The sequence below is a fragment of the Microcystis sp. M53602_WE12 genome (genome assembly GCF_030065455.1).
GTDB lineage: Bacteria > Cyanobacteriota > Cyanobacteriia > Cyanobacteriales > Microcystaceae > Microcystis > Microcystis aeruginosa.
Genome location: NZ_JASJFB010000128.1, coordinates 1 through 4,132 on the forward strand (window position 1 = coordinate 1; position 4,132 = coordinate 4,132).

The following is a 4,132-nucleotide window of genomic DNA, read 5'->3' on the forward strand; positions in this document are numbered from 1 at the left end:
AATCCTTATCTGGCAAGAGACTTAATTGATTAGTTCGCTCTAGAGCAAAAACAATTGACAAAAATCGCTAAATGCCTTTCTCTATAAGGGTTCCATCCCTTATAACCCCCGTCCATTGCATAACACAAACCGAAGAGCCTTAATTATAACCAGCTACTTATCTCGGATTTTAACGACCATGAACACCCAACTGATTGATTCTCTCGCGCGAATCATTCTCTCTCTCTCCGAGGAAGAAAGAGAGTTACTGAATCGGAAAATTCAGAGCGAACAACGGGAAAATTGGCAGATTAACGCTCAAATTTTGGATTTAGAAACCCGTGTCAAGCAATAGGAAAATCAATATCCCATGAGTTCGGAAGAATTCTCTCCTAGATTTCGTTCTGGTGAGCTAGGGGACGCTATGGATTATTTCGAGTGGAATGTTTATTATGAAATGCTATTGGCAGCTAGAAAAGAGATAAGTTTACGATCAAATTAGATGGAGATAGCCGATTATATTCCCCTAGTTAAACGGAAATTATCCGAGAGTTCGATCGTCAACTCTTTCACGATTGTCGATGAAAGAATTTTATTTGATCGAGGCTATTTCCGAGCGAGAGTCCTTCGATTTCAGGACAACAGCTTCAAACTGACGTAAAGCAAGACTAGAACCTTGATTCCAGCCTAATTCTACATAATAGGGAAAAAGTTTCTTGATATTTATATCGGGAAAGAGACGACTATTTTCGCTTTCTTGATAACCGTCTTCTCTGAACAGATATATTTTCAATTCTTCCCGACGATAAACCCACAATTCGGGTATTTTCAACAATTGATAAGCTGCTACATCAGTCAGGGAAGTAAAATCCACTTCTATAGCTAAATCGGGAGGAGGATCAACAGTTAAATCAATTCTCTCTTTGCCTAAAATTGCCTGTCTATTATCAATATAAAAACAAGTATCTGGTTCTAATCCCGCTTCCCCCGGAATTTTCAATGTAATCGGATCAAAACATTCCCAGTCTTTGCCTTGACGACGAAGGATAATTTTTACTAAATCACTTAAAAGATTGATACGTTTGCCATGACTTGGTAAGGGAGACATAAGCCGAATTTCTTGAGTTTTGCGATTAAAATAGAGTTTGGGATAGGTTTTCTGGAGACGTAAACTCAGCAATCTTTCGTAATCTTCCCAAGTCTGATGGGGAAAAATAACTTGACTGCCCGGAGATAAAGATAAAGTATTTTCGTTGAGAGTAATTAGGAGCATTTTGGTAATTATCCTTGATTTTTAGCTGTGGGATTTAACTAATTTTGCTCTGGCAACCAATGCCTATCAAGCATTTGTTCAAGGGAATAGGGACAATTTAGAGGAAAATTGTGAGGAGATATTTCAGTTTTTTGCCCAACAATAAAAACGGCATCTTGATAGATTTTTTCTTGGTTATCTAGGAGATATTTTTCTAAATTTGTGCTTAAGTATCCATTTAGCTGAACTCTAAAAGTAGCTATTTCTCCTTGCCAATGCCGATGATGTAATTCAAATTCTTCCAGCCAATATTGCCACAACAAAAGATGAATAATTATCTGTCTTAAAAAACTCTCAACTCGATTTTTATCCCGTTTGCTCAAAGCCTCCAACTCCTCGATTAAATGTTGAATATCCAACTCAGCTAGACGATTAGCCTTGAGAAGTTTAATTGTTTCAGTCAACCAGAGATGTTCATCTTGTTCGTAGAGAAATTGTAACTGATTTAGCCAAGTATCTTTTTTCATATTTTTTTGGCTGAGGAGACTTCTAAAACTGCTTTCGGGTAGGCAATGCGTTGATGGTGGAATTGTTGCCAAACTTGCACAAAAACCTCGGCAATAATTGGTAATTCCTCCTGACGAATACCACTATCTACTAATTGTTGATCGCGCCATCGGGCCTGAAAAATCTTTTTGATCATATCCATGGCTTGTTCTGGGGATGCCTCCTTCAGCGATCGCAAAGCGGCCTCGCTACTATCGGCTAACATGACGATCGCCGTTTCTCGCGATTGGGGAATCGGACCATCGTAGCGAAAGGCCGCCTCATCGACGAATTCTTGACCATTTTGGGCGGATTTTTGCAAAGCTTGCTGATAAAAATAGGAAATTAAGAGATTGCCTTGGTGTTCGGGAATAAAATCGCGGACCACTCGCGGTAAACCGTGTCTGCGGGCCATGACTAACCCTTCGCTAACGTGCTTTTTAATAATCTCGGCGCTGACGTAGGGATCGTTAATTTCATCGTGTTTATTCGGGCTACCCATTTGATTTTCAATAAAACCGAGAGGATCGTGCATTTTCCCGATATCGTGATAGAGGGTCCCCGTGCGAATTAATTCCACATTACAGTGCAGTTTTCGGGCGGCCGCTTCAGCTAAACAGGCGACAAAAAGGGTATGTTGAAAAGTACCCGGTGCTTCCGTGGCCAAACGTTTGAGCAAACTACAATTAGGATTGGACAACTCCACCAGACGAATGGGAGTGACCACATCGAAACAGCGTTCCAAATAGGGGGATAATCCTAGGGCGATTACCGTCCAAGCTATTCCCGATAGACCATAGACGAGCGCCGTGGGTAGTAGAGTATAGATGATCGTGCTGGCCGTGGCGCTAACGATTAGGTAAGTGAGCAGATAAACACCCCCTTGGCTGACTCCGATTCCCATCCCTAGTAGCGATAATTCATCCCGGGAGCGCAATTTTGCCGCTATCATCGCCGCTAATAGTCCCCCCATCGTCCCGGCGATTAAATCGGCGCTGATGCCTTGGATGCTGAATAGGGAAAGACCAGCAGTTAAGAGGACTTGGGTGACGGCCAGAGTCGGGCCGTAGAAACTGCTGACTAATAAACCCACGGCTGCCAGATTGGTAAAGGGAATATTGGCGATCGCTAGGATCGGTGTGGTAAAACTCAGTAAACCCAAGAGAAGAAAATCCCGGTGACGCAGGGGCCGATGGAGACGCTGGGAAACGAGGCAAAAAGTCCCGATCGCACTGGTGACAAGGATTGCCGTTGACCCTAAACCCATCCAGTTAATGCCCCGTTCGCTTAAACCAAAACCATCGATGAGAACAAACTGAGCTTGAGTAATTTTTTCGCCTGCTTTAACGATAATTTGACCGGTTTGAGCGCTAGACATGACCATATCTACCGCTTCCACCGCTTTAGCGGCTTGTTCTTTGGTTGCCTCCCGATCTTCTATCAGGTTCGTTTGTCCCTCTAGGGCTGCCAGAAGGATATTTTCGGCTAAAGACTGCTGGCGACTGGTTAGGCGATCGCTGCTAATCTGCACGGCGATGGTATCCTGTAGGTGACTGGTGGAAATCCCCGGGGGAATGCCTTGCACCAAAATCCGGCGACTCGCTTGCAGGACGGCTTTTTCTAGGTTTTGCCACTCTCGATCGCCCATTTGGGCCGCTGTGATCAGATCGGCGTATTTGAGTTTATTTAAGCTGGAATGCCGATAATTTTGGCTGGTTTGCTCCTTTATTTGCCGTAATTGCCCTAATCGATCGATAAATTGCTCAAAGTTTCCCTTGGCCACGCGCTGACGATAGGCTTGGATTTCGTCTATAGCATATTCCTGCTCTTTTGTCAAGAGTTTCGTAAAAGATTCTTCATAGTTGAGGCGGCTTTGTAGAGTTGACCATTGAGGGGCAGAAAAGGTGAGCAGCATTTCCATTGTGGCGTTAGAAATAGTCCTGCCCATTAAAATGGAATTTCTTCGCAAAATTGGGCGAATTTGACTTAATTGCCCTAAGGTGTCCTGCAGCGATCGCTCGATCTGGTCGGTGGTTTGGGGGTCTCTTTTCAGCCGGGGAAGCAGTCCAGCCCGAATTTTTTGGCGTTTGAGGGCGGTGGTTTCTTGGTCTTGAAAACGGGCATCTTCGGGGGCGATAATCGTAACCGGGGAAATAGTCCCGACGGCCAATTTCGGCTGATTATAGAAACGATAACCGACCACGCTAGTCAGACAACCGACGGTAAACAGGAAGATTAAGGGTCGTCGCAGTTTACCCAGGGAGTAAGAGCGAGATTTTCGGGCAGAATCAGGAAAAACAGTGAAAGAATGCAGAAAATGATTCATAAATTCCAGCTAAATTCTATAAACTGCGC

The 4,132-nt window shown here is 43.8% G+C and carries 4 protein-coding genes; 1 reads left to right on the forward strand and 3 read right to left on the reverse strand.

Annotation, left to right across the window (positions count from 1 at the left end):
- The first annotated feature begins 178 nt into the window (after positions 1-178).
- Positions 179-334: a hypothetical protein gene (locus PX482_RS28040; protein WP_002764476.1), complete on the forward strand. Its 156-nt coding sequence runs from the start codon at positions 179-181 to the stop codon at positions 332-334.
- 237 nt (positions 335-571) lie between these two features.
- Here the strand turns inward: PX482_RS28040 and PX482_RS05115 are convergent, their stop codons facing one another.
- Genes PX482_RS05115 through PX482_RS05125 form a run of 3 tightly spaced genes read right to left on the reverse strand, consistent with a single transcriptional unit; the run spans position 572 to position 4,103 of the window.
- Positions 572-1,252 (reverse strand): Uma2 family endonuclease, encoded by a 681-nt coding sequence (locus tag PX482_RS05115; RefSeq protein ID WP_288122158.1) that lies wholly within the window; start codon positions 1,250-1,252, stop codon positions 572-574.
- Between the two features lie 38 nt (positions 1,253-1,290).
- On the reverse strand, positions 1,291-1,758 hold the full coding sequence (locus tag PX482_RS05120; RefSeq protein WP_002762642.1) for a DUF29 domain-containing protein: 468 nt from the start codon (positions 1,756-1,758) through the stop codon (positions 1,291-1,293).
- On the reverse strand, positions 1,755-4,103 hold the full coding sequence (locus PX482_RS05125) for an HD family phosphohydrolase (protein WP_288122160.1): 2,349 nt from the start codon (positions 4,101-4,103) through the stop codon (positions 1,755-1,757). Before PX482_RS05125 ends, PX482_RS05120 begins: the two co-directional genes overlap by 4 nt.
- Positions 4,104-4,132: the final 29 nt, after the last annotated feature.